The sequence below is a fragment of the Leptospira kirschneri serovar Cynopteri str. 3522 CT genome, assembly GCF_000243695.2.
GTDB classification, from domain to species: domain Bacteria; phylum Spirochaetota; class Leptospiria; order Leptospirales; family Leptospiraceae; genus Leptospira; species Leptospira kirschneri.
In genome coordinates this window covers 135356-159495 of record NZ_AHMN02000010.1, presented here as the reverse complement: position 1 = coordinate 159495, position 24140 = coordinate 135356, and the positions used below count along the sequence as shown (strand labels likewise).

Sequence of the window (24140 nt, the reverse complement as noted above, 5' to 3'; positions counted from 1 at the left end):
AGTTCTCTTATAATTGAATGTATCGATTTTATCAACAGAGATAGTCTTTACATTCTATTATAATTTTATATTTTAAACCACCTAACTCATATTTCACGTATGTTTTTTGTAATGAAGAGCTACTACACCGGATTGAAGAGTTTCCGAACCAAGAAAGTCAAGCCTAAACGTTTCCTGCAGCTTCATGGTATCAAATAACCGCGGTCCTTTTCCGGCAACAACCGGATGAACCACAAAACGATACTCGTCAATTAAATGGCGTTCCGAAAGTTGGGACGCAATACTCAAACTGCCCACGCAAATATCCTTTCCAGGTTGCTGCTTCAATGTGAGCACCTCTTCCGCAAGGTCTGCGCGCGCAAGTCTGGAGTTTGTTCCCTCAACGTGTTTCAATGTGGTGGAGAAAATGATTTTTTCGAGCGAGTCGAACACTCGAGCGAACTCATTGATTGCCTCTGGCATCGATTGATCTTTAGCGACATCGGGCCAAAATGGTACCATCAGTTGATACGTGATTCGACCGTAGAGGAGGAGACTCGCGCTATGCAATAGGCGAGTAAAGTATCTGTGCAACTCCTCATCGGCAATCATGTCCGTGTGGCTGCAATATCCATCAGTGGTAATATTGATTGCGAAAACAATTTTTCTCATAAACCCGTTTATATAGCGTTCGCTGAAAAGTTCAAGCACCATTAATCGGCTTTTTATTTATCAGCACGGGCTGAGACATGGCCGCCTAACTACTAATTCACGAAAGTTGCATAATTTACAATTGTAAAACTAACATGAATTAAGATAGAAATTTATCTAATATTTTATTAAAATATCAATATACCTTTAATTGCTAATGTATCACAGAGAGATCTCACGAAAAATTATACAAAAGGGATCATCATCGTGTTTTGAACGAACTAAATTATTTGAAAAATAAAGGTTATATCGATGGTCATTTAATAAGTAGATTAGGGTTCCCGCCATTAATTCAAAATATTTCCTTAAGCATGATGGAGAATTAATTTAGTTCATGAAATTTTGGAGAAGAGAAAATTCAATTGTAATTTAACGTGAGCAGGGCGTAACAAAAGCACGTTTAAGTCGAGAGCATATTAATTATGAAATTTGCGAGCTGCGACGACGACCCGTAGGGAGTCGTTGCACCTGAGTTTATTATTTGCCCAAATTTTCTTAAATCGAGTTCACGTTAAAATAAGTGATGACCACACGGTTTATTAGGTGCCTTACGCTTGAAAACGATCGCTCTAGAGTTTTTCTCTGATTTTCAATATGCCGAAATTTTCAGATTACATCTTTTTTCGGTCGGTCCCTACCTTGAATCATTCCCAAATAGTATTCATCTTCTTTTGTCATCTATAAAATGCCATCAACGCAATCGTAAACTCGGATGAGACGTTTCAAAATTCTACAACTGGATCCAATTTTTCGGTTCGACGAAAGCAAACGAATTGATTCCCGCTGCATGGATCGCATTTCTGATACGTTCGTGTACTAATATAGTCATTAGGTTCTCCTCCAACCGAAAAATTGGAGGAAGGTTCTGTATTTTACGCTCATCCACTGCAAAACCTCTTATACTCGAATCACTGGAATAGTGTTCATCATAACTTTCTATATTAGATTTTTTAAAATCGATAACGGATGCTTTATTCGTAATATTGAAAGCGTAATGTTCGGCCCGTTTACCAGAATCCATGTATATTAAAACGACTTCATAAAGATCTAAATTGTTCACACCGTTGTCTTGTAAAACTTTAGCGAGTCTTGGAGATAAAAGACTGATAGAGCCGTCAAAAAAATCAGGAGGCGGTCCATCATAATCAAAACGCGGGGAAACGGGAACTTCGATAGGAACTGTTACTTCAATATCGAAACGTTTTCCCATATGCCAGTTTATTGGCTCCGGTCTTTTGACAAGCTCCTCGTGAATTTCCAGAAATGGGCCGTCGTCGTCATCTTCAACGGATGGATTGGTTAAGTAGTCAATTACATAGTACATATCCTGAGCAATTCAAAATTTCAAAAACGACTGAGATGTCAAATTTTTTTCAGGATACCTTTATCGCACCCTTCCTAAGGCTTCTGTATCTACAGATGTGAAAAAGACGACAATCAGCATGTACTCATCCAGGTTATTTAAGAGCAAATAGTTTTGGATTTCTACACTCGATCGGAATCGTTCACTATACCATACTGATTCAGCTCGTCATTCAAAAACGATTCGGGAAAACCATAAAAAAAACGTGATGAAAATGAAAACAGAAGAATCAAGGTGATTTATTTCGCAACCGATTAGACCAGATCTTGGATCCTAGACACCCGTTGTATCAAATATCGAAGAAGATAAACTGGGAAAAAATTGAGAAAAAATTCTTTAAAAGTATAAATTCCCTGCAATTTTAAAATTTGTTTGTAAAATCGAAATTTACGGTAGTTCCCACGAATTAAATCACATTATAAATTTTTAAAATTTGCTTTTTGTATGAGTTCCTCTCATTTTAGAAATCAATCTGTAAAGTTCAGATCTCAACACTTATATTTAGTAACGCGAATTGAATACAATGCAAAAGGGATCAATGCGAGGAAACTCAAGAGAATTAGTATATAACGTTTCCAATATACAATTTATTGACCAGAGCTAAAGAGCCCGATCTAAGGCAAGACGGATTCGCCTAATTTTGATTACGTGCTATCACATTAAGTAAAGATAATTAGAGTTGTTGAAAAATTCCATAGTGAAGATTCGTAAAATTGCTTCAATTGTCCATTCAATCCAATACAAACAGATCAAGAATTAATTTTTCAACAACTCTATTCTTCAAACAAAAGCGAATAAAATCAATCTTCTAAAAAAGAAAAAACCAAAATCTTCAGCCAAGACCTAACATATGCCCAAGCTTTAATTTTTTAGTCATCAAGTAACCATGATTGTCGGAACCAGGTTGAATTTCGATCGGAACTCTTTCTACCACTTCTAAACCGTAACCGTCTAAACCCACGATCTTACGAGGATTGTTCGTTAAAATTTTCATTTTACCCACGCCTATTTCTCTCAAAATTTGGGCTCCAATTCCATAGTCTCTAAGATCCGGTGCAAAGCCTAATTTTTCGTTGGCTTCGACCGTATCATATCCCTTATCTTGAATATTATAAGCTTTTAATTTATTGATTAGACCGATTCCTCTTCCTTCCTGTCTCATATAAAGAAGAACCCCCTTCCCTTCTTTAGAAATCATTTCCAAAGCGGAATGAAGCTGCGGTCCACAATCACAACGATTGCTCGAAAAAATATCTCCGGTCAAACATTCGCTATGCACCCGAACCATCGTAGTTTCTTCTTTTTTAATATCTCCTTTGATCAAAGCTACGTGAATTTTATCGTCTATTAGAGTAGAATACGCTCGGATAGTAAATTCTCCATACTCGGTCGGTAGTTTAGATTCTACTTCTAAACGAATTAAATTTTCTTTGGCTCTTCGATAACGGATCAAATCTTCGATCGTATAAATATTCAGTCCGTGTTTTTTTGCAAATTTTTCTAAATCAGGTAAACGAGCCATAGTTCCATCATCGTTCATAATTTCGCAAATTACACCCGCCGGATACAAACCAGCAAGTTTTGACAGATCTACAGCCGCTTCGGTATGCCCGGCCCTTCTTAAAACTCCGCCCGGTACCGCTTGTAGAGGAAATAAATGGCCAGGACGCATCAAATCGGCTGAAACTGTTTTATCATCTAAGAGAACTTGAACCGTAATCGCCCTATCCTGTGCAGAAATTCCGGTGGAAGTTCCGTGTTTAGCATCTACTGAAACGGTAAACGCAGTTCCATGTTTATCTCCTAGGGAATAGTCGTCTACCATCCGATTCAGCCCTAATTTTTTAAGACGTTCGACTTCCATAGGTATACAAATCAAACCACGCCCAAAGGCAGCCATAAAGTTGATTTTTTCCTTATCCGCAAATTCGGCCGCAACTACAAGGTCCCCTTCGTTTTCCCGGTCTTCCGAATCCACAAGTATGATCATTTTACCGGACTTAATTTCTTCGATTGCATTTTCAATGGGTTGAATCATAAATCTATTCTTACCATCTCTTCTATTGGACTAAAATTTGGCTACAGAAACTTAAATATCAAGTTTACCATTTACTTTTCAAAAACAATATAACGTTTAGACTTTATTTTCAGGAAAACAAAATTTCCGAATCCGAGGATTCACAATACAAAAACTTTAAATTATCGAAAAGAGACGTAATCTGTCTAAACTCCCAAATGTTTTCTTTTAAGACCCTGACACATGAAAATAATACTATGATGAGTTTACTTCAAAAAAGCTAATCATTCCGGAAGAAAGGCAATTTTGAAAACCTCTGCGTCTTTGGTAAAATCGACCGTTAATTTTTGGTACTATTTTTATACGTCCGAATAGTAATACCTGAAATAAGTCTTTCAAAAATCTACAATTTTATAGAACACAAACAGAAATTTAGAATTTTCTAAAATTCTAAATTTGAATTACTCGGTGCCTACTCAGAACTATATAATAGAGTATGTATATATTTTACTCAAACAGAATTGGCGATAAAATTGTAGATTTTCTCTCAAAAAGGCCATAACTTCCAGATTAAACTCTAATTTAACGTGAGTTTGGTGTAAAAAAATCTGAGCGAATCCACCGGCCTCTTAGCTCTGGTCAAGTTATTGTGAAATTGGAGAATCAGATTCAATTTTCATAAAATACCAATAACTTGATCCTAAAACGCTTTCGTAAAAAGCGTTTTGCTGAGTTTCAAACGCGCCTCATAGGAAGTCATAACCTTACCTTAGATTTCAATATTAAATCTGTGGGAATTACGACAAATCCTCTATAAAACTGAGTTCCCACCCCACAACGCGATCCATAGAGAGCGTTGTGCTTTAGTTTTCCCTATTTTTTGAGTGGGGGTAACTCAATGAATTGCTTCCCATGGGTCGCAATTCAGGTGGAGAAATTCGGAAGACTTTTCTCTATCAGAAAAACATGCTTTTTGCAAGTAAAAAGACTCAGTCTTGTCGGAACACTTGAAAAATGTGCGTTTTTGAGCCTTATGATTCTAAAATCCTATTCAACTTGTGGGGTTGGTTATGATAGGAAGCGTTGTGCTTTAGTTCATTCATCGATCCCTTTCGCGTTAATTCACGTTAACAAAACGAAGTAGTTCCCACGCAAATTACGCCTCTTTGTCCATAAATTCATTTTGGATAAATTTAAAATGGTAATAGTTCCCACATTTTTAACGTGAGTTCGATAAAAAATCTATTTTTTAAAGGTTTATTTTACAGCAAAAAATAAAAATGAATGTGGGAACTCCCACAAATCTCAATTATACGGATAAACTCTGAAAATGTAGGAACTATTACTGAAACTTAATAAGTTGTTCCAAATAACGAGCCACAAGATCTATTTCTAAGTTTAAAACTGAATTTGAATTCCAAGATTTAGCATTCGTTTTTTTGAGGGTTTCTGGAATCAAAACCAGATCAAACGTATCAGAATGGGAATTAACTACGGTTAACGAAATACCATCCACAGTAATACTTCCTCTCGGGGCGATGTATTTCGAAAGAGAAGAATCATTTCGGACCGTATAACAAATCACATTTCCACCTTCTCTTTCTTCTTTGTTCAGAATTTTTCCAACCCCGTCCACATGACCGCTTACAAGATGTCCACCTAAACGAGTTGTAGGAAGTGCACTCCTCTCTAAATTGACTTCTTCTCCTACTTTAAGAAACTTGAAATTAGTCAATTCTAATGTTTTAAAACTGGCATAAAAACGAAAACGATTCCCTTCTTCATAAAACTCAGTAACCGTCTGACAACAACCATTCACCGCAATCGAATCGCCTAACTTAAGATCAGGGTGAACCCACTTTGTCTCCACTAAAAAACTTCTTCCTTCAGTTGTTTCCTGAATTTCAAAAATCCTTCCAGTAGTTTCGACTAAACCGGTAAACATCCGTGCACCTCCCAAATGTCTTTTCCGACATTCGTTTTCCAAATTAAGGTTTCAGAGTCCGTGATCAACTTAGGTCTTATACCTTCTGGTATGGTAAAAATAGATCGAATTTTTAAAATGAGATCGTCGTCTCTCATTTTAGAAGAAAAAGTTTCATACATCAAATTTCCACCTTCAACTAGTGTCAGATTAACTCCTATTGAAGATAGAACGTTCAGACATTCCTCTGCCATCGTTTCCGGATCAAAGGTATAAATTTTGTTCTCCGTTAAGGACTCGAGCAACCCTTTGGTTTTTTCGCTGAAAAATTCGTTTCGTTTTAGAAAAAAAACACATTTTTTAGAATCGTTTTTTTTGTTGATTCTTCTTTGTTTTTCAATCCAAGCCTCAGGTATATTTTTTTCTTCGAATATAACAAAAACACGATATGGTTGATAACTTTCTTGATCCCTACGATGAATTTCCGAAATTTCCGGATTAAAACCGTATTTTAAAATATTCTTTAAAAATCTGGAAGTTCCTTGGTTCGTAATTTCAGAACTTGTTCCCAGATTTTTTTCTAAATCCTCGATTTTATCCCTTCTCTCAAAATAAGGCCCATGCTCAAATTTTAAAACTCCTGCCCGTTCCAAATCGACTCCCGCTTCAAACCAGCGGCTTATATCAAATCCATTACTTTCACCAAAAATATTTTCCTGAATGGTTCCCAAATCGGTAGCCCAATTGCCTCCGATCCTAAAATCCAAACCAGGTAGATCTTGGAACAAAGTCCTAGGGCCAATGAGTACCGCGTCACATTTTGCCCTCAAAATAGAAGTTAGGCGATCTGATAAATTTCCAGAAAGTCGAACCGTAGCCTTATCCTTGGTGGTAAAAAAACCTTCTTTAGAAACCGCCGATTTGATAATCATAGAAGGTTTTTGTTTTTCAATTCTCGAAATAAATCCAAATAAACTTTCTTCCGCAATTTCTTTTAAACCAAAATCTAAAACCACTTGAATTCCAGCATTTCTACAAATTTCCAAACCGTCGTTTTTACGAACGAGAGGATTAGGATCTTTTAAACCGTAGTAAAGAGTTTTCGGTTTATGTTCTAAAATTAAATCTAAACAAGGAGGGGTTTTACCGTGATGTGTACAAGGTTCAAGAGTCACCCACACGTTATGCGGTTTTGACGAAAATCCGTTATTAATAAATTCATAATATGCATTTCTTTCCGCGTGTGGTCCACCGGTAGGCGAAGTTCTGCCTTTGGCAAATATTCGTTTGTTTTCAATATCCGTAATAAGACAAGAAACGGGTGGGTTCGGCGAACTTTCTCCCATAGATAAAAAAGAAAGTTTACGCAATTCCTCCCGAAACTTTTCCGGGAGGGAAGTCATCAGCCGCGAGCCTTTCGTATAACTTGGTCGTAAATATCTACAAGAGGGGCTGCGATAAAAATGGAAGAATACGTTCCGATCACAATTCCAAACGTGAGAACGTAGGCAAAATCGAATAGTTCGGTCGCTCCTCCGATGATAATCGCTATGATAGAAATCAACGTCGCAAAAGAAGTGTTAAACGTTCTTCCCAGAGTTTGATTGATCGCGGAATTAATCGTCTGTCCGAAAGTTTGATTCAAATTTCCCGCGGCATTCTCTCTGATTCTATCAAATACTACGATCGTATCGTTGATCGAATACCCGAGTAACGTCAGTAAGGCGGCAATGATAGGAACACTCGGTTTAATTTGAAAAAATCCTATAAACGCAACCGTCAAAATGAGATCGTGCGTCAAAGCCAAAATGGCTCCCAGAGCAAACTTAAATTGAAATCGAAAACTGATATAGGCGAGTATGATCGCCATCGTAAGCCCTAACAAAGTGGTTCCAGTGGAAGAAAGTTCTCCTCCTACGATCGCACCTACTTGGTTGGCACTGAGTATTTTATTTTTATCAATTCCAAAATCTGCGATTAAGATCGAAATCAAAGCGTCGATTCCGGAAAGTTCCACCTTATCCGTAGGTTTTAATCCGTTTTTCTCTCTGTATTTTAGTAAAATTGAATCTACGGAGCCTAAACCTATATCAATCTGATAGTGATGTTTTTCCTTATCCAAAAGAAGAAGCACCGCCTCGATCTTATTTTCGGCAAAGTAATTTTCCAACTTTCTACGATCCGTATTTTGATCAAATTCGATTACGGTTCTAAGACCTCCGTTAAAATCCAAAGAGTTGGCAAAACCCCCATGAACCACATACGTATAACCAAAACCGAATACGATCAGAGCGAGGGAAACACAAATCGAAACGTATTTATATTTTATAAAATCAAACATTCTTTTAGGACTCCAATTTTTTAAAGCCAAGTTGGAGTTTCTGAACCCCTAAACGATTGACCAAAAGATCCATCACTAAACGACTTAAGAACAAGGACGTAAAAAGAGAAGTGATAATTCCCCAACACAAAGTGATCGCAAATCCTTTGATCGGACCGTTTCCAAGACGAATCATCAAAATCCCGGAAATCAAAGTAGTTACGTTACTATCTATGATCGTCCAAAACGCATTGTCAAACCCTTGCGCCACGGCGACAGTCGCGGACTTACCCGCACGTAATTCTTCTTTGATCCTTTCATAGATGATCACGTTAGCGTCCACCGCCATACCTACCGTCAAAATGATCCCGGCAAAACCAGGTAAAGTCAAAGTAAATCCCATCAAAGATAGAAGAGCGCTTAAGATCACTATATTCGCAAAAAGTGCGATGTTTGCCACCATACCCGAAAGACGATAAATTAAAATCATATAGAACATGACTAGAACAAATCCAATCAGAACCGCCTTCATACCCACTTCGATAGATTCAATCCCAAGAGTAGGTCCGATAAATCTCATTTCCAAAACTCTCAAAGGAATCGGAAGCGCACCTTCACTGATCACGTTTGCAAGATCGACCGCCTCTTCCTTTGTAAAAGAACCGTCTATTTGAGCCACACCGCCAGCGATCGCACTTCGAATCGTTGGAGCAGATACAACCTTATCTCCCCAAACAATAGCTAAATTCCTACCTTTGTTTTGGGAAGTGATCTCAAAGAATTTTTCTGCCCCACTGCTAGTCAAAGTAAAAGAAACGATATATCCAAAAGAATTATTTTCAAAGGAAGGCCTTGCGTCCCTCATATCCCTTCCGTCCAAAGCGATCGCTTTTTCTAAAACAACAAATTTTCTAGGAAGTAAAGCGGAGTTTTGATGATTCCCCCTGGCCCAATATGCAAAAACCCTGTATTTATCCCTCGGAATTTTATACTTTTCTTCCAGACCTTGCAGAAACTTATCCTGCTCTGCCTTTCCAAGTTTTTGTTTTATAATATTCTGATATTCTACTATATCCGTCTCTTCCCTTCTTTTCAATTCGAGAAGTCTATTCTCTTCTTGTTGAATGATGGCGGCGTATGTCAAACCGTTTCCGGCAGAGTTTTCCGGTTCTTCTAAACGATATTCCACGGTTTCAGTATTTTGAATGATTTCCAAAATTTGGGAAGAATTGGTTACGCCCGGAAGTGAAACTTCTATGGAATCTTGATCTTTTTGAATCCTTACCTGAGGTTCGGTCAAATTTTGGCTCGTTAAACGATTGTCTATGATCAGTTTCGCTTTTTCTAATTCTAAAAGTTTTCGACTCGGAGAAAGTTCAAAGTAACTTTCAATTTCACTCAAACGGTCCTTGGCTTTTTTCTTTTCCTTTTCGTCTGCAGAAGGGTCCGCCACGGTTTTATTTAAATTTTCAATTTCTCTAATATAACTTTCCCGGAGTTTAGAAGCATAGTCTTCAAAATCTCCTTTCATCGCCACTCTCATTCCACCTTGCAAATCCAAACCAAGTTTGATCGTCAGAGGACGTCCCTTTGTGATCCACTCTTCCACCAAGGTAGGACGAAGTTTGTTCTTGGCTTCCAAGATCAGTTCTGGATTTTCCTGAGAGATTTGGTTGATCTTTGCAGAAGTGATAAATCTTCCTTTTACCAACAAGAAAGGTTCATCCTTAAGTTCGGAAGGAGAAGGAGAAATGACCCAATCGGATTGTTTATATTCTCGGTTCCAACGTTCTTCAAAACGGGAAAGGATCGCCTTTTTTTGTTCCGGAGGAATAGAAATAAATTCTTTTCTGACCGCAAGTTCCAACTCTCTAGTCGCGAAGTTGGGATAAAGTATCACTGTGGCCGCTAAAATAATCAAGAGCGGCAAAAAAATCCATGTCGCAGATTTCAAAAAAAAACTCCTAATCTCTTCTCATTTTATTGATCGTAACCGGGGATTTGCGGCTGGAACTTCCGCGTGATTTACCCGCTTTCAATCGGTATAAGGCAAATAATAAAATAAATACTATGATGATAATAGGCTTTTTATACTCAGAAAGAAATCCAGTAAAAGAACCTGATTTTTGTACTTCCTGAACTTTCTTTTTGTTCTCTTCCTTTTTTTTGTCTTCACCTAACTTGAGTATTTCGGAAAGTTCGCTCCCAAAAGAGGAACCTTGTTCCGATTTTTGAGAAACTGTATAACCAGGTAAATTGTTAGGATGAATTTTAACTTCTTCGTTAACCCAATACGGTTTAGGTAAATCTTTAAGATCAATCTTAGAAGCGCTCGTGCGTTGTTCGTCTACATTTCCGGATTCAAGTGTATTAGAAGAACCTGAATTGCCCCCATTCAAATTAGAATGATCATTTCCGGAAGAAGTTTCGTTATGATTAATATTTTTCTTTTGGGTTTCTTCCAAATTATTTGGAAGGGAAGAGGAAGATTTTTTAGATCTTTTCTTTTTGGATCTTTTCTTTTCCTTTTTTTTAGGAGTGGATGTTCCCGAAGAAGTGCCCGCAGTATTAGAAGATTTTTTACTGACTGTCTTTTTAGGCTCCGTGACCTTTTCTAAAAAGTCAATCTCTTCCCCATCCTGAGAGAATAGCGCCAAATTCCCTAAAAATAAAAAGATTAGAATTAAGACCGAAATTTTTTTCATTTGTCCGCTTGTTGTTTCTTTTTTAGAACCGTACTCGCGGTAAAAGATACGTTGGTATCTTTAGCGATATTTAGAACCACTACTTCGTTATTGTCTTTGATCTCTACTACCTTTCCGTGAATTCCGGAAGAAGTGATTACTTCGTCTCCTTTTTTTAAACTATCTATCATTTCCTTACGTTTTTTCTCTTCGTTCCTTTGAGGACGAATAACCAGGAAATACATGATCACGAGCATGATCGGAATGAGAAGCAAAGTAGAAAAAGGAGATTTGTCTCCTTCTCCGGCGGCCTGAGCTAACTGTAGTAAAATATAAAATGTCATCGTTTACTTTCCTGTTCGGTTCTTTTCGTCAAATTCTTACCAGTATTTTTCTCGTTTACTCTTTGGAAATTAAATCTTCGAAATACTTTTTTGTTTTTCCAGAAAGAATGGCTTCTTTGGCGATCTGATACCCTTGTTCGATCGTTTCTACCTTTCTCATTACAAAAAGTCCGGCTCCTGCATTCAATGCCACCGCGTGTGTTCCGGCAATCGATTCCGAATTCAAAACCTTTCTCGCTAAAACCTCTGCGTGGTCGCTGGATGAAGCATACACTTCCTCCTTGTTTAAAGAAGAAAGTCCTAAAATTTTAGGATCAAACGAATGACGACTGATTACTCCATTCTCTAAAAAAGTATAATCTGTAATCTGAAAGATTGAAAATTCATCCAAACCATCCCTTGAATGACATACCAAAGCCCTCTTCAAACCTAAAGATTGTAATACTCTAATAAACAGTTCCATCAATTCCGGTTGATATACTCCTATAATTTGAAACTGAGGAGAAAACGGATTGGAAAGTGGACCGATCATGTTGAATACGGTTCTAAATCCCAGTTCTTTTCGAACCGGACCGGCGTGTTTCATAGAAGGATGCCACATAGGAGCAAACAAAAACGTAAATCCTCTATTTACAAGATGGGCTTCCACTTCTTCTTGAGTCGTCTCGGTTTGATACCCTAACCGAGTCAATATATCGCTAGAACCTGTATGAGAAGAAACGGATCGATTTCCGTGTTTAGCCACCTTAATCCCTAAAGAAGCCAAAACGATCGCTGAAAGAGTACTGATATTGATCGTTCCTTGTCCGTCTCCTCCGGTTCCACAGGTATCCAATAGATCAAATGGAAAAACGGTCTTGGGTCGGAGAGCATTTTTACGAAGCGCCAGCGTACAACCTAACACTTCTTCTACGGATTCTCCGTTAGAACGTATCGCTGTCAAAAAAGAAGAAAGTAGAATTTCGGAAACCTCTCCTTTCATCACGTGGTTCATAAAAGATTCCGCCTCTAATGCGGTTAAATGTTTGCGCTCGATAAGTTTAAGAACGGCTGCTCTTGGTTCCATTTTTTTGAAACATCCTTTTGAGATTAGAAGGATAAAGAACTTTACTATTGGAAACCAGATAACGGATTCCGGAAATCACAGTGATCGCGGTAGTGACCAACATTCCCCAATAAGGAACAAACGTTCCTAAACCGAAAACTACGTCTCCTAATCCGTTATTTTGGTCCAAATTTCGGAAGAACTGAATCGCGTTATTGGTCGCGATTTCAAATACGGTCAGACCATTCGCTTTTCCGGTTGCGTATTCTTGGTTGATCAAAATCCTCTTTTTGCTAGAAATCAAAATAAAAAACACAAGAATCAAAACGATGGCTCCCATTTGAAAAACGGTCTTTACCTTTCCGAGCATCGTAGTACGGATCGACTGTCCTTGGCGGATTGCAAGATAACGTAGAGAAGTGATGAGCATATCTCTTCCGATGATCAAACAAACCATCCAAAATTCGATCTGTTCTTGTAAAAATATAAACGTAATAAAACAACCGGTAACGATGATCTTATCCGCAAGAGGATCTAAAAATTTACCGAACTCCGTTTCCTGATTCCACTTTCGGGCCAAATAACCGTCTATCAAATCGGTCAGAGAAGCCACCGAAAAAAGGATCAGAGCCGCAATATGATATTCCAATTCTTTTTGAAATAGAAACCATACAAAAAAAGGTACTGCAGCAACTCTTAACATAGTAAGAATATTAGGAATATTGAAAATAGCCTTGTTCATGCCCAAGTTCCGTTCATGTCGTATTCGTAAAAGGAATCGATCCGCACTTTTCCGATCTTACCCGGAATGAGAGAAACGTCATCTACGTAAACTACTTCATCCATTTCGGGAGCGTCTTGAAATCTACGAACCAGCGCTTGTCCGTCTTCCACCCCGTCCACGATCGCATCGTAGATTCGACCGATTCTAGATTCGTGTATCTCCTCTAAGATCTGCAAATGAGAATCACGGATCAGATTGATTCGTTTCGATTTTTCCCTTTCGGAAACGGTTTGTTTGAGTTGGGCACCTTTGGTTCCTTCTTGAGGAGAATAGGAAAATAAATTCACTTTTTCAGGTCTGGTATCTTCAATAAAACGTAAAATCTGATCCACGTCTTCGGGTTCTTCCCCCGGATAACCGATGATAAACGAAGTACGAATTTCCAAACCCGGTTTAACTTCTCTGGCAAGAGAAAATAGATCCTTGAAATAGGAACTTTCTCCAACTCGGTTCATCAGCTTTAGAATTTTAGAAGATACGTGTTGTAGAGGAGATTCCAAATAAGGAGCGATCTTAGAAGTTTCTCCCATCAAACGAATTAACTTTTCGGTTTTTTTATCCGGATACAAATACAATAATCTTAGAATTTCGAGAGAATCGATCTCTGCAACTTTACGAACCATATTCAAAAGTATTTCGGAGTCCCTTCCGTAATAGACCGTATCTTGAGAAACCAAACAGATTTCCTTAGCGCCCGCGCGTATCGCTCGATTTGTATCTCTTAAAATATCGTCTAACGGAGATTCTACGAACTTTCCCCGAAAGGAAGGAATGATACAAAAAGAACAACCTCGATTACAACCGTCAGAAACTTTTACATAGGCATACGGTTTAGAATAGTTTTCGATTTTGGAAGATAGTTTCCATCTTTCTAATAAACTATCGTTAAATTCCAATCGAGAAGGAGAAAGTTCCGGAAATTTTTCTCGTAAAATTTTTCCAGCTTGTGAATATTTGCCGGTTCCAAAAAACAAATCCACTTCCGGAATTTCAGAACGTATATTGTCCGGATAACGTTCCGCAAAACAACCTACTACGACTAACTTTTGATGATTTTGTTTTTTTACCTGGGCCGCCGAAAGAATGGTCTGAATCGTTTCCTCCGTAGCGGATTGAATGAACGTACAAGTATTGATAAAATGGAAATCGGATTCTTCAGGTAGAGAAGCAGGAGTAAACCCTTCTTCCAAAAGAGAATGATGCATACTCATAGAGTCCGCAGTATTTTTAGGACAGCCGAGTGTGGTGATGTAGAACTTCTTCTCCAAAAAAAATCCTATTCTCCCAACTCCTTGATGATGGACTGTGTGCTATCATAAGGATTTTGAGTTTTCACAAAAATTTTCTTCACTAGTTTGCCTGGGCGTCCCAAAGTGATTTTAGGTTTTCCGTTTTGAATCATCTCCACCGCGGAACCGTCTCCTACTTTTAGTTCCAGACGATCCTTGGCTTCTAAACTTCTGTTTTCCCCCGTTTGTATAAGACCTCTAAATCCCATCTGACCGTCTATGATGAATTCAGCATAACTAGGTTTATTAAAAAATAGAGTCACTTGAATCGGAACGTCGCCTAACGTTTTTGTGTTATCGACTGAGTTATTATTTTCCTGTTTTTGCTCTTCGTCGCTCAACGTGACTAAAACCTTCGCGGAATTTTCAGTCACCGCCTGGGAGATGATTCTAACGTTCCGTCTGAGACTAGAAATTTCCGGAATTGTATAACTGAGTATTTTTTCCTGTCCTTCACTCAAACGAAATTTATATACGGTCAGTTCCGGATAAACGTTAAATGCAAGTACTGCGGTGTTAACGGCGCCTCCTTTTTCTACGGAATCTATAAATAGTTTACACTGTTGATTGCTTACCGAAAAACTAACTCCTTTATCCGGAGTAAGAATAAAGGATTCACTTCTGTTTTCCGGAATGGATCTAGAAAGAAAATCTATGTTTTCCGGAATATCTAGTTTTTTACCGGATTCTTCCACCGAGTCGTCATCGGAAGAAGGGCCGATAAAACTATCAATGATAAGATACGCAGATATAAGAATGATCAATACGGACGCGATCGTAAAAATTTTATTTTTATCCACGTTAATCTTCGTATAATACGAAGCGGTAGGACGAGTTAGTTCTTCGAGAGGCGCTTGGGATTCTTCTATCTTTTCTCCTCTGTATAAATTGATCAACTGTCCCGTATCTAATTTCAGATAACCTCCGTAGTTTTTCAAAAATCCCATGGTAAAGGTTTCTCCCGGAAACTGAGAATAGTCTTCGGTTTCTAAAGCCAGAATGTATTTTACGGAAATATTAGTTTCTCTGGCAACGTCCTTGACACTTAGTTTTTTTTCTTCTCTCGCCTCACGGAGAATCTGCCCAACTCTTTTTTGATTCAACGTTTCTCTCCTTTTCGGACCTATTGTTCCGACACAAGCGGGTTATTGATAATTTTTGCGTTTCCACCGATATGAAAGTTAAATTGTCCGTCTTCCAAATCCGGATTGATTTCTAAATTAGAAAATTCGATTGTAGTTTCCTTTCCTCTTCCGTCGCTTGCTACCGCTTTTTGAATAAAATACGTCTGTGCATCCACATAAAGCAACATCGTTTCAAAACCGCCGATTTTTTCCCTTTGTTCCAAATTGAGCACAAAGTATTTACGTCCGTCTTTAGAAGAGGTTTGGGGTTGTTCTATGGAATCGAACTTATAGTGATATTTTCTAAAAATTCTAGAAAGACCTTCGTCCGTAAAATTAGAAAAAATCGGTCCCGATTTATTCGATTTATTTAATGTAAGATCTTGTTTACCCACCGCGTTCAAGCGGGCAATGTATATATATAAAGTTTTTCCATCCGAAACGATTTCGTCTCCGGAAGGTTCGTTAAATTGGTATCGGATTCTTCCGCCTTTTTTATAAAGACAGACACCTTTCATATTTTTGCTTTTTTTATTGGAAACTGTCTGAATTTGAAAATCGGCCTTATAAGAATTCAAATCGCTGAACTTCTTCTTTACCTGTTTGACTACTTCGGAAGGAGAATTCCAGTTATGCGCGGGTTGAGCCAGTAGAGAAGGTTCTAAGGCTAAAAATAGAATAAAAAAAGAAAGAATGATTGTTTTTTTCATGAGAAAGACCGGATCTCCCGGGATTTTTTTACTAAGATCAGATGCCTTGGAAACCTTGTCACTTTTTAAATTCTGAGAGACGGAGTCAGAATAAATTTTGGGTTCAAGACAGTGACTAAAAGACGGATACAACGCCCTCTTCTACTCTTAGACAAAATTGTAAATCGATGTATTAGAAAATAACAACCAACGCCGATCTCCGAAAGAAGACTCCGCATAGAATTTGCTCTACTGGTCCAGGTCACCGCCAGATTTCCAGTTCTGGCCTATAAAACGTATTTTACACTTGGGATTTAGAGATTTAGGCTAAAAACTCAGTGGACCGGTTTTATAGAATAGATTTGTGTTGTAAGGTTTTTCCAATTCGTTTTACGAATGTAGGATTAAAAAATTAAATTACTTTCGAAACAAACGTCAATTCAAACTTATACCTGCAGGAAAGATTCAAAAATTATACTATACTTAAGTAAACAAAGATCAAATCGCATGCGTTTTTAAACCGGTAAATTTTCCCTGACCTAAAAGTTCTACGTTTCTATGAAACTTTTCTCTTTCTCCCGGAAAAGAAGACTTAGCCACCAACTCCATTCCTAAAATCAAACTACCGTCCTCGTCGTAAGAAAGCCAGCGGATTGCTCCAAAAACTTTGAAATAACCTTGCATACGAATATAAATGTCGAACACAAATCCAGTGTGTTTAGGAAGGGTTTGAATTAAATGTGGTTCCGTAATTTTAATACAAATTCCGTTGTTGGAAATATCGATAATCTGAAATTTTTCAGTGGTTAAAACCGTGTTGGATTCCTTGATCCGAGCCACCATCTCTTTCGAAAGTTCGGCCAACTTTTCGATGGTATTTTTACCAAGAGGTTTTTCCTTGTTTCGAACCCAGATATAACCAAGAGGAATGGATTGTCTAGAATGATTGATATAGATGATCGGATAGATAATTTCTGAAACGATTTTTTCATCCTTATATTTCCTCATCAAAGAAGGAATTTCTTCGTGAATTTCGTCTTCCACATCCACTTGGTTTTCAGACTTAGTTTTATAGGATTCTTCTATAGAAGTGTTTTCAATATGGATGTATTTTTTTGTTCGTTTGATCAATTCAAACTTTTCATCTTGATCCGATTTAAAAACGTCTATTTCAACCAAACCCAATTGATCCGGTTTTAATTTCGTTTTATAGTCTTCAAAACTTACCTTTACCAAAGTAGGAATGTTAAATAAAGACGCATCTATGACCGTTTTAGAAGAATTAATATTAGTTACGTGAGCCGCGTCTTCTGCAACCGAGTAACGTGGAAAAGCACGGTTGGATTTTGCGATGGATACTTTAGTTACGACAAACTCCGCAACTCCTGGTCTAGTTTTTCTTATAAAACTACATTCTAATTGTACATACTTGGCGAGTATCTTATATAATACGATCTCATCATTTTCAGAAAAGTGAATCTCATCTGAAAGTCCTGCGACAATTTTTTCTCCAGAATCCACGTATTTTTGAATCGTGATCGTTTCTCTATTTGGATCTCCTTTGATGCGTAAACTCTGATTGAGTAGATGTTTTTCAATAATATGTTTTCTTTGTTCCGGAGAATTGATAATATCTAAATCTCGTTCTTTCAATTTTATTCCACCCATCGTCAAATCCTTAACTCAAAACAAAATATAAACTTCCTGCGTAGAATGAAATTGATTGCGAATTCGGTAAATATAAAATTTATCGCTTGAATTCTCAAATTATAGAATCGTCTTTTTGATATGTATAGATTCAAATTTTAGGTTGAATTTCTAAATCCTACTTATGTCTACGTTATTCTATCTTATCTTCTAAATACAAAAATTTAGGATCTACTTTCAAAAAGAGTACTCCGTTTCTTTTTAGACTTTTGAAAACTCTCTATTGTCTAACGTTGTATTTTAATTTTTACATATCTGGATTTTACAGATAAAATCCTAAGATGTGGGAACTATTACATTTTTTAACTTTGTACAAAACCTTGATCGGTTCTAAGAGACGTAATCTGTGGGAACTATTACGAAAATTTAACGAGATTAACGTGAAGTTCGACATAAGAAAACGAGAAAGAATTTTCTAAAAGTATGAGTTCCTACAATTTTAGAATTGGTTCGTGATTGGTGGGAGTTCCCACATTTTAGAAATCAAGATCACAACTTTTTTAGAAAAATCAAGCATGGATTCCTTACGTCGAACTAACATGAGAATAGAACTGTTAGAAAGTTAGTAAATTGCCAATACAACCTAATTTGTGGGAACTACTACATTTGATTAAAAATTTTTAAAGAATGATCGTGTAAAATTCTTTGAGGTTTTGGGCGAGCTCCAAATGAAAAATCGTCATACTCCGATTTGGCGGAAACTTTAATTTTATTCAAAACGATATGCCTATAATATTAATCATAAAAGCAGATTTGAGTGCAAAATATCAAGTATTCCTATATATAGCATCAGTAAAATTATAAAATTTGAATTTAGATAAAAATTCCCAATGTAAAATATTTATTCCGAAATACTTTCAGGTAAAAGGCGAACCTTATACTTTGAAGCCATTTTTTTTAAGGATTCATCATCGATGGAATGAACGTTTTTTCCGTTGTGATAATTCTCCACCGTGACTACAAAAATCGTATATCCGAATTCGGATGCAATCTGAAAGTAAGGTTCCATCTCCCAAGAAAGTGTAAACGTGTTGTCTGAAAAAATTTTAGAGGTTCCAAGTTCCGCTTCTTTTCGAACACAGTCTTCGCAGTGTTTATACGCGAGATGATTTTTTTTATAATCAAAATTGTATTCTTGAGTTTTAGAATCCGTAAAATAGTCATCCACGCTAAAAACAGGATACTTTCCGTTTTCGGATAAAAGTTTAGCGAGTCTGCTTTTGCCTGCACCCGGCAATCCTCTCAAAAGGATCAGTGACTTTTCTTCATTCATTCTTTTACTTTACAAATACGTTGAATTTGTTTAACTTATAATAAACATCCAGCAGAAATTCTTTTGTATTCAAGAGCTGGAACTCTAAGGGTTTAGGATGAAATATTTAGAAACAGAACAAATCATTCCTTCCAAAGGAATGTCTTATACGATGTATGAAGTGGAAGGGGAAGATCAGATTCAGAAGATGATGACTTATATTCCCAACACGGACGAAATTCATATTTATCCAAAACCTCCGGTCAAAAAACTATATAAACCTGAACTCTGTAAGGTGATTGACGAAGTTGTTTTTTCGGAACTCTGGAAATTAGGGGAAGAAAGAAAAGCAGCTAAATAAAAGGAAATGAGTTTTGGCCTCGGAGAGAATCGAACTCCCGACACAAGGATTTTCAGTCCTCTGCTCTACCGACTGAGCTACAAGGCCAAACTCATGGACAGAATAGAAAAACGATCGACACTGTCAACGAAAAAGATCGAAGCCGCTCTTCCCAAATTCTGTTTAGGGAAAGACATTATGTTTTCTTCGTCTAAAGTCTGTAATCCGATTCTTCGTGAACAAGAAAGAAGAAGTATGGTCGATCTTCAAATCGTCTCTCGAGGAATTCGAGATAAAAAAATTCTCTCCGCGATGCTTTCGATTCCAAGAGAATGTTTCGTTCCGGATTCTCATCTTTCACAAGCATACGAAGATAAACCTCTTCCGATCGGTCGTAATCAGACCATCTCTCAACCGTTTATGGTGGCATGGATGTCCTTACTTCTTGAAGTCCAAAAAGGAGATCGTATCTTTGAAATCGGAACCGGTTCGGGTTATCAAAGTGCGGTTTTAATTTTTTTAGAAGCCACGTTATTCTCCGTTGAATTCTTTGATTCTCTTTCTAAAACCGCCACTCAAAATTTAGAACTTTGGAATCCAGGTTGTACTCAAACAAATCGTTTTATGATAGGAAACGCGACTGAAATCCTAAAACCAGAACTTCAATTTGATAAGATGATTTCTTGCGCGGCACTTCCGGATCTACCAGACACAAAAAGTTCCTACTTTCAATCTCTAATACCGGGAGGAATTTTTATCTTTCCGATGGGAAAACGAGATCAATCTTTGATCTTCGCAAAAAGAAATCTCAAGGATTGGTCCTTTGAATCCAAAGGTGGGGTTCGATTTGTTCCTTTACTTTAACTTGTATCCGCGTCTTTATGGATTATTTTAAAAATACTTTCGAATACTCTCTTTCGCAGGATAAAGTATTTTTGAAATTGTTGATAGAATTCTTTTAATCTTTTTTTAAATATTTTTCTATCTTGGAAAAGCTTGCAAGTTGAAACACTATCTACTTTAGGAAGAACGACTATGGATCTATTGAACCCTAAAAAAACCGAATTCAAACATCTGGACGAAAAATCTAGAAATATCATGAAACGTACCATTGCCTTTTTTGAAAAGAAAGGAAAAAACAAACTTAAAGAAGACGACAGAAATCAAACCTGGTATGCAGACTTTTTAGAATTTCAAAAGAGCGAAAAAATTTTCGCCACTTTGATGACTCCTTCCGGTTACGGCGAAAGCGATTCTAGATGGGACACGACTCGAATCTGCGACTTTAACGAAATCGCTGGTTTTTACGGTCTTTGTTATTGGTATACTTGGCAGGTTTCTATGTTAGGACTTGGTCCGATCTGGAACAGTAAAAACGAAGAGATCAAACACAAAACCGCAAAATTATTGTTAGATGGTGAGATATTTGCTTTTGGTCTTTCCGAAAAAGAACACGGTGCAGATTTAATTTCCAGTGATATGTCTTTGGAAAACAAAGGCAACGGTAACTACATCGCCAACGGAAGAAAATACTATATTGGAAATTCCAATAAGGCCGCGATCGTCTCCACTTTCGGTAAAATGAAAGATACCGGAAATTACGTTTTTTTTGCAGTCAACTCCGGTCATAAAAACTACGAACTGATTCAGAACGTAGTCAACTCTCAGAGTTATGTGGGAGAATATGCTTTGAAAGATTATCCTATTTCCGAAAAGGAAATCCTTTCCAAAGACAGAGAGGCCTGGGATGCTTCTCTCAGTACAATCGCTGTTTGTAAATACAATCTGGGCTGGGCTTCCATTGGGATTTGTACTCATTCTTTTTACGAAGCGCTCAATCACGCTTCTAAAAGAAAATTATTCAATCGTAATGTAACAGATTTTTCTCAAATCAAACAGATGTTTGTGGATGCATATTGTAGACTTTTTTCTATGAAACTTTTTGCGGCTAGGGCTAAGGATTATATGAGAGCCGCCTCCGCAACTGACAGACGTTATCTTTTATTCAATCCAATGGTAAAAATGAAAGTTACAATGCAAGGAGAGGAAGTGATCAATCTTCTCTGGGACGTGATCGCTGCAAAAGGTTTTGAAAAAAATATGTATTTCGAAATGGCGGCCAAGGATATTAGAGGACTTCCAAAGTTGGAAGGTACCGCCCACGTAAACATGGCCTTAATCATCAAATTCATGAACAATTATTTCTTCGAGCCAAATTCCTCCCTTCCGGTTATTCCTAAGATCGATGATTTTAAAAACGACGACTTTCTTTTCAATCAAGGAACTACTTCTAAAGGTTTTGAAAAAATCACATTCAGAGATTATAATGAAGTGTATTCGAGCGTAGATCTCCCGAACGTTCAAATTTTCAAAAAACAAATTGTGGTCTTCAAAGAATTCCTAAAATCCACTCCTCCCGATTCTAAACAATCAAAGGATTTAGACTTTATGCTGATTCTCGGGGAATTATTTACGTTAGTCGCCTATGGTCAACTTTTGATCGAAAACGCCGCCATTGAAAAAGTAGATAACGATCTTTTAGATCAAATTTTCGATTTTATGGTGCGTGATTTTTCCAAATACGCTCTTCAACTTTATTCTAAAAGAAGTAGTACACAAGATCAAATGGAAAAATGTCTGGCTATGATTTTTAAACCCGCTGAAAACGAAGAACTATTTAATCGTGTTTGTACAAAGGTTTATTCTTACAAAGACGCTTATGAAATGGCTCCTTAAACCTCGTTCGGTTCTGTATGTATAATTATTTTTTTATAATATAAGGGTTTTATTTTATGTCGGAGTTTAACCTGAAAAGCCAGAAAGTTTTCCACTTTTGAAAAAGTGTCATACTTTAAAACCGTAAATTGAAATCAGTTTCATGGATTCCATTCGTTCTAAAAAAGAAATCAAATTGATTCTTTCAAAACTTTCCGATGAATCCCTCTGGATTTCCGTCATTGAATCGGAACTTTTGAAGAAAAAAATAAAGTTCCCACTACTTGAGTTTGTCGGAAAAGAACTCTATTTTAAAATCCCCGATCATAAACAGATCTATTTTACAGATCAAATCATAGAGCTGGGGCATATGGGAGGTTACGTCATTTCCGCGATCATTCTTCAGCTTCGTTTGGAAAAACATTTCGAACAATCTTTAAATAAGGCCGTTGAATACATCCTTTTAGGAAACGAATGGTACGTGTGCGACATCATCGGAGAAAGAGTGATGGGTCACTTTCTTCTCAAGGAACCCGAAAAAACCCTTCCGATTTTAAAAGATTACATCAACCATAAAGACGGTTGGATCGTTCGTTCCGTGGGAGTCGCGTCTCATTATGCAGTCAAAAAAGGTCTTGGAAAAAAATACGTGGAAGTTACGTTTTGTCTCCTTTTATCTAAAGCGGATACAAAAGACTTTCATACTAAAAAAGGAATTGGTTGGGCGCTTAAAACCATTTCTAAATTTCATCCGGATATTATTCAAAAATTTGAATCTAGTTTATTAGCGAATCCTTTTATTCAGTCGTTTTTTAGAAAAAAAATAGAAATCGGCCTGAGTAGATCTTCAAAGTATGGCTCAAAATATTCGCATTAAAAATATTCTCAATAAAACGAAACGGAGAGATCCTTGGTTTTTAGATGACTATACAATCAATCCATACAGTGGTTGTTCGTTTCGTTGTTTATACTGTTATGTGAAAGGCAGCAAATACGGCCTGAACGTAGAGGATAAACTTTCTATTAAAGAAAACGCCGTTGAAGTTCTAGATAAACAACTATCTAATCTTGCTAAAAAGAATCGGTACGGTATTATCGTGCTTTCCTCTTCCACGGATCCTTATTTACAACTTGAAAAAGAACGCGGTCTTACCAGAGAATTACTTCAAATAATTCTAAAATATAAATTTCCAGTTCATATACTTACTAAATCAGATTTAATTTTACGGGACCTAGATTTGTTAAGCGAAATTGAAAAAAACGCAATTCTTCCAGTAGATTTGCGGGATCGATTGAACCGTAAATCATTTATTACGTTTTCATTTTCTATTCTGGATGATTCTATTGCTAAAATTTTTGAACCGGGAGCAACTCCCCCTAGTTTACGCATCTCTGCACTTAAGGAAATTTTAAAAGAAGGTTTTTTTTCTGGAGTGAGTTTAATGCCCTTACTTCCTCATATTTCGGATACGGGAAAAAATTTAGAATTTATGTTTCAAACCTTTCAAGAGATCGGAATCCGATATATCTTCCCTGCGAGTTTGACTCTTTTTGGAGGAAACGATCCTTCGGATCATAAAAATCTAATTTTTAAAGCGATCGAAAATCACTTTCCTCATCTACTTTCCAAATATCAAAAATTTTTTTCCAAAGATTTCAGAATGCCCAATTTCTATCAAAACGCTCTTTACCATAAAACTTCCGAGTTATGTTCTAAATATGGTTTACAAAAAGGAATTTTGACAACTGAACTCTAAGAATGATTTTTACTGATACGTATAACAAAGTATATGATATTTTGTATTCAAACAAATTTTTACGATAAAGATTCACATTAATATATTATACAATTC

21 protein-coding genes, 1 tRNA gene and 1 pseudogene are annotated in these 24140 nt (G+C 37.0%); 5 read left to right on the top strand and 18 right to left on the bottom strand.

From position 1 onward, the window contains the following. Positions 1 to 93: 93 nt before the first annotated feature. From LEP1GSC049_RS213740 to LEP1GSC049_RS213815, 16 genes are all read right to left on the bottom strand, one after another. Complete coding sequence (locus tag LEP1GSC049_RS213740) at positions 94 to 693, bottom strand: dihydrofolate reductase family protein (RefSeq protein WP_004759270.1); 600 nt, start codon at positions 691 to 693, stop codon at positions 94 to 96. Positions 694 to 1420: 727 nt separating this feature from the next. Then, positions 1421 to 2014, bottom strand: coding sequence for an imm11 family protein (locus LEP1GSC049_RS213745; RefSeq protein WP_004750378.1), 594 nt, complete (start codon positions 2012 to 2014; stop codon positions 1421 to 1423). Positions 2015 to 2885: 871 nt separating this feature from the next. Then, on the bottom strand, positions 2886 to 4091 hold the full coding sequence (locus tag LEP1GSC049_RS213750; RefSeq protein WP_004750307.1) for a bifunctional 3,4-dihydroxy-2-butanone-4-phosphate synthase/GTP cyclohydrolase II: 1206 nt from the start codon (positions 4089 to 4091) through the stop codon (positions 2886 to 2888). Positions 4092 to 5412: 1321 nt separating this feature from the next. Then, the gene (locus tag LEP1GSC049_RS213755) at positions 5413 to 6015 is read right to left on the bottom strand and encodes a riboflavin synthase (protein WP_004750655.1); all 603 of its coding nucleotides are present in this window, start codon (positions 6013 to 6015) and stop codon (positions 5413 to 5415) included. Continuing rightward, positions 6000 to 7397 (bottom strand): bifunctional diaminohydroxyphosphoribosylaminopyrimidine deaminase/5-amino-6-(5-phosphoribosylamino)uracil reductase, encoded by a 1398-nt coding sequence (locus LEP1GSC049_RS213760; RefSeq protein ID WP_004763083.1) that lies wholly within the window; start codon positions 7395 to 7397, stop codon positions 6000 to 6002. Before LEP1GSC049_RS213760 ends, LEP1GSC049_RS213755 begins: the two co-directional genes overlap by 16 nt. Further along, a complete protein-coding gene (gene secF / locus LEP1GSC049_RS213765; RefSeq protein ID WP_004750680.1) occupies positions 7397 to 8335 on the bottom strand; it encodes a protein translocase subunit SecF in 939 nt (312 codons plus the stop codon). The genes LEP1GSC049_RS213760 and secF overlap by 1 nt, the downstream gene beginning before the upstream one ends. Before the next feature lie 4 nt (positions 8336 to 8339). After that, a complete protein-coding gene (gene secD / locus LEP1GSC049_RS213770) occupies positions 8340 to 10268 on the bottom strand; it encodes a protein translocase subunit SecD (protein ID WP_004750705.1) in 1929 nt (642 codons plus the stop codon). A gap of 10 nt (positions 10269 to 10278) precedes the next feature. Further along, positions 10279 to 11019: an SRP-less Sec system protein gene (locus LEP1GSC049_RS213775; protein ID WP_004750585.1), complete on the bottom strand. Its 741-nt coding sequence runs from the start codon at positions 11017 to 11019 to the stop codon at positions 10279 to 10281. Further along, positions 11016 to 11342, bottom strand: a complete 327-nt coding sequence (yajC, locus tag LEP1GSC049_RS213780) for a preprotein translocase subunit YajC (protein WP_004750391.1) — start codon at positions 11340 to 11342, stop codon at positions 11016 to 11018. Before yajC ends, LEP1GSC049_RS213775 begins: the two co-directional genes overlap by 4 nt. A 55-nt stretch (positions 11343 to 11397) precedes the next feature. Beyond that, positions 11398 to 12408, bottom strand: a complete 1011-nt coding sequence (gene trpD, locus LEP1GSC049_RS213785; RefSeq protein WP_004750775.1) for an anthranilate phosphoribosyltransferase — start codon at positions 12406 to 12408, stop codon at positions 11398 to 11400. Then, complete coding sequence (pgsA, locus tag LEP1GSC049_RS213790) at positions 12383 to 13129, bottom strand: CDP-diacylglycerol--glycerol-3-phosphate 3-phosphatidyltransferase (RefSeq protein WP_004763080.1); 747 nt, start codon at positions 13127 to 13129, stop codon at positions 12383 to 12385. The genes trpD and pgsA overlap by 26 nt, the downstream gene beginning before the upstream one ends. Continuing rightward, positions 13126 to 14439 carry a 30S ribosomal protein S12 methylthiotransferase RimO gene (rimO, locus tag LEP1GSC049_RS213795; RefSeq protein ID WP_004750297.1) on the bottom strand — a complete coding sequence of 438 codons (1314 nt, stop codon included), beginning with the start codon at positions 14437 to 14439 and terminating at the stop codon, positions 13126 to 13128. The genes pgsA and rimO overlap by 4 nt, the downstream gene beginning before the upstream one ends. An 8-nt stretch (positions 14440 to 14447) precedes the next feature. Beyond that, entirely contained in the window at positions 14448 to 15563 is a 1116-nt protein-coding gene (locus tag LEP1GSC049_RS213800; protein ID WP_004750693.1) for a helix-turn-helix domain-containing protein, read from the bottom strand. Positions 15564 to 15583: 20 nt separating this feature from the next. Next, a complete protein-coding gene (locus LEP1GSC049_RS213805) occupies positions 15584 to 16426 on the bottom strand; it encodes a LolA family protein (protein WP_004750478.1) in 843 nt (280 codons plus the stop codon). Between the two features lie 345 nt (positions 16427 to 16771). Beyond that, a complete protein-coding gene (locus LEP1GSC049_RS213810; RefSeq protein ID WP_004759278.1) occupies positions 16772 to 17941 on the bottom strand; it encodes a DUF1577 domain-containing protein in 1170 nt (389 codons plus the stop codon). Positions 17942 to 18821: 880 nt separating this feature from the next. Beyond that, complete coding sequence (locus tag LEP1GSC049_RS213815) at positions 18822 to 19253, bottom strand: AAA family ATPase (protein ID WP_004750789.1); 432 nt, start codon at positions 19251 to 19253, stop codon at positions 18822 to 18824. A 97-nt stretch (positions 19254 to 19350) separates the two neighbouring features. Between LEP1GSC049_RS213815 and LEP1GSC049_RS213820 the strand changes: the two genes are divergently transcribed. Then, on the top strand, positions 19351 to 19593 hold the full coding sequence (locus LEP1GSC049_RS213820) for a hypothetical protein (protein WP_000876121.1): 243 nt from the start codon (positions 19351 to 19353) through the stop codon (positions 19591 to 19593). A gap of 14 nt (positions 19594 to 19607) precedes the next feature. On the opposite strand, the gene LEP1GSC049_RS213825 is transcribed toward LEP1GSC049_RS213820, so the two are convergent. Next, a tRNA-Phe gene (locus LEP1GSC049_RS213825) sits at positions 19608 to 19680 on the bottom strand. 6 nt (positions 19681 to 19686) lie between these two features. On the opposite strand from LEP1GSC049_RS213825, the gene LEP1GSC049_RS2000000226445 reads away from it, so the two are divergent. After that, positions 19687 to 20436, top strand: a complete 750-nt coding sequence (locus LEP1GSC049_RS2000000226445; protein WP_004773055.1) for a protein-L-isoaspartate O-methyltransferase family protein — start codon at positions 19687 to 19689, stop codon at positions 20434 to 20436. A 27-nt stretch (positions 20437 to 20463) separates the two neighbouring features. On the opposite strand, the pseudogene LEP1GSC049_RS2000000226440 reads toward LEP1GSC049_RS2000000226445, so the two are convergent. Continuing rightward, positions 20464 to 20672, bottom strand: a pseudogene (locus LEP1GSC049_RS2000000226440) (hypothetical protein). Here LEP1GSC049_RS2000000226440 and LEP1GSC049_RS213835 point away from each other — a divergent pair. The 3 genes from LEP1GSC049_RS213835 (at position 20608) to LEP1GSC049_RS213845 (ending at position 24044) form a co-directional block, all read left to right on the top strand. Continuing rightward, positions 20608 to 22308 carry an acyl-CoA dehydrogenase family protein gene (locus tag LEP1GSC049_RS213835; protein ID WP_004750840.1) on the top strand — a complete coding sequence of 567 codons (1701 nt, stop codon included), beginning with the start codon at positions 20608 to 20610 and terminating at the stop codon, positions 22306 to 22308. The pseudogene LEP1GSC049_RS2000000226440 and the gene LEP1GSC049_RS213835 sit on opposite strands and share 65 nt — an antisense overlap. Before the next feature lie 142 nt (positions 22309 to 22450). Then, positions 22451 to 23164, top strand: coding sequence for a DNA alkylation repair protein (locus LEP1GSC049_RS213840; protein ID WP_016748096.1), 714 nt, complete (start codon positions 22451 to 22453; stop codon positions 23162 to 23164). Continuing rightward, a complete protein-coding gene (locus LEP1GSC049_RS213845) occupies positions 23142 to 24044 on the top strand; it encodes an SPL family radical SAM protein (protein WP_004750308.1) in 903 nt (300 codons plus the stop codon). Before LEP1GSC049_RS213840 ends, LEP1GSC049_RS213845 begins: the two co-directional genes overlap by 23 nt. The last annotated feature ends 96 nt before the right edge of the window (positions 24045 to 24140 follow it).

Coding starts and splice junctions, on each gene's coding strand:
- trpD (WP_004750775.1), bottom strand. CDS start 12,408: ATGGAACCAAGAGCAGCCGTTCTTAAACTTATCGAGCGCAAACATTTA.
- LEP1GSC049_RS213745 (WP_004750378.1), bottom strand. CDS start 2,014: ATGTACTATGTAATTGACTACTTAACCAATCCATCCGTTGAAGATGAC.
- yajC (WP_004750391.1), bottom strand. CDS start 11,342: ATGACATTTTATATTTTACTACAGTTAGCTCAGGCCGCCGGAGAAGGA.
- LEP1GSC049_RS213845 (WP_004750308.1), top strand. CDS start 23,142: ATGGCTCAAAATATTCGCATTAAAAATATTCTCAATAAAACGAAACGG.
- LEP1GSC049_RS213755 (WP_004750655.1), bottom strand. CDS start 6,015: ATGTTTACCGGTTTAGTCGAAACTACTGGAAGGATTTTTGAAATTCAG.
- LEP1GSC049_RS213820 (WP_000876121.1), top strand. CDS start 19,351: ATGAAATATTTAGAAACAGAACAAATCATTCCTTCCAAAGGAATGTCT.
- LEP1GSC049_RS213815 (WP_004750789.1), bottom strand. CDS start 19,253: ATGAATGAAGAAAAGTCACTGATCCTTTTGAGAGGATTGCCGGGTGCA.
- LEP1GSC049_RS2000000226445 (WP_004773055.1), top strand. CDS start 19,687: ATGGACAGAATAGAAAAACGATCGACACTGTCAACGAAAAAGATCGAA.
- LEP1GSC049_RS213835 (WP_004750840.1), top strand. CDS start 20,608: ATGGATCTATTGAACCCTAAAAAAACCGAATTCAAACATCTGGACGAA.
- LEP1GSC049_RS213840 (WP_016748096.1), top strand. CDS start 22,451: ATGGATTCCATTCGTTCTAAAAAAGAAATCAAATTGATTCTTTCAAAA.
- LEP1GSC049_RS213740 (WP_004759270.1), bottom strand. CDS start 693: ATGGTGCTTGAACTTTTCAGCGAACGCTATATAAACGGGTTTATGAGA.
- LEP1GSC049_RS213750 (WP_004750307.1), bottom strand. CDS start 4,091: ATGATTCAACCCATTGAAAATGCAATCGAAGAAATTAAGTCCGGTAAA.
- LEP1GSC049_RS213760 (WP_004763083.1), bottom strand. CDS start 7,397: ATGACTTCCCTCCCGGAAAAGTTTCGGGAGGAATTGCGTAAACTTTCT.
- secF (WP_004750680.1), bottom strand. CDS start 8,335: ATGTTTGATTTTATAAAATATAAATACGTTTCGATTTGTGTTTCCCTC.
- pgsA (WP_004763080.1), bottom strand. CDS start 13,129: ATGAACAAGGCTATTTTCAATATTCCTAATATTCTTACTATGTTAAGA.
- LEP1GSC049_RS213775 (WP_004750585.1), bottom strand. CDS start 11,019: ATGAAAAAAATTTCGGTCTTAATTCTAATCTTTTTATTTTTAGGGAAT.
- LEP1GSC049_RS213810 (WP_004759278.1), bottom strand. CDS start 17,941: ATGGGTGGAATAAAATTGAAAGAACGAGATTTAGATATTATCAATTCT.